The sequence below is a fragment of the Bathymodiolus heckerae thiotrophic gill symbiont genome (assembly GCF_900128515.1).
In the GTDB taxonomy this organism is placed as follows: Bacteria; Pseudomonadota; Gammaproteobacteria; order PS1; family Pseudothioglobaceae; genus Thioglobus_A.
Genome location: NZ_FQTP01000235.1, coordinates 1 through 1,009 on the forward strand (window position 1 = coordinate 1; position 1,009 = coordinate 1,009).

The following is a 1,009-nucleotide window of genomic DNA, read 5'->3' on the forward strand; positions in this document are numbered from 1 at the left end:
AAACTGGCATGAATATTTTTAAAGAAATGCAGCGATTAAAAAGCCTAAGGGATTATTACATCCAGTGAGTAAAAAAGGCTAAAAAGAGAGAAATAAGGCTAAAAAAATCAGACAAACAAGGTGTTTTTTAGATTTTTATGGAAAAATACGGAAATTTTGAGCTATTTTTTTGAAAAATTGCAAGGGTTGAAAATAGGATGGGGAATTATGAATTATGCAAAGGTCTCTAATAGTGATAAAAATAAACTTAGTAAAACTTTACAAATTCCATCTGGAAGTTACGCCATAGCAATTTTCCAAGATACGAATAACAACAAAGTATTAGATAAAAATTTCTTTGGCATACCAAAGAAAAATACGGCTTTAGTGGTGCAGATGTTTTTGGAGAGCCTACTTTTGATGAGGCAAAAATTATAATTAATGGCGACCAAACAATATCAGTTAAAATAGACTAAAAAAAGGATAAAACAATGAATACTTATTTATTATTAAAAAGTTTACACATACTTGGCGTGGTTTTATTTCTTGGCAATATTATTATCACTGGCTGGTGGAAAGTAATGGCTGATCGCACAAAAAACAAACACATCATTGCTTTCGCTCAACGCCAAGTAACACTTACTGACTATGTTTTCACTCTAGGTGGTGTTTTACTTGTTTTAGTTACAGGGATAGGTAATACAATGCTGCACGAACTAGACTATTTCATGATAAAGTGGTTGGCTTGGGGATACTGGTTGTTTGTAGCATCTGGTATTATTTGGGTGGCAATATTACTGCCAGTACAAATTAAACAAGCAAGAATAGCTAAACAATTTTCTGAAGAAGAGCCGATACCAAAACAATATTGGAAATTAGGGAAGTTATGGATAGTTTTTGGCGTATTAGCAACTTTGTTGCCATTGGCTAATTTATATTGGATGGTATTTAAGCCAATATAATCCTACCAGCCGACTGCTAACGCAGTAGGTAAATTCAAGCGTTAACACTAAAAGAAAAAATGGAAACA

General features: G+C 32.7%; 2 protein-coding genes. Both read left to right on the forward strand.

The window, feature by feature from the left end; translation table 11 throughout:
- Positions 1–120 precede the first annotated feature (120 nt).
- On the forward strand, positions 121–417 hold the full coding sequence (locus BTHERMOSOX_RS11550; protein WP_249360699.1) for a DUF2141 domain-containing protein: 297 nt from the start codon (positions 121–123) through the stop codon (positions 415–417).
- 53 nt (positions 418–470) lie between these two features.
- On the forward strand, positions 471–941 hold the full coding sequence (locus BTHERMOSOX_RS11555; protein ID WP_138121242.1) for a DUF2269 family protein: 471 nt from the start codon (positions 471–473) through the stop codon (positions 939–941).
- Positions 942–1,009: the final 68 nt, after the last annotated feature.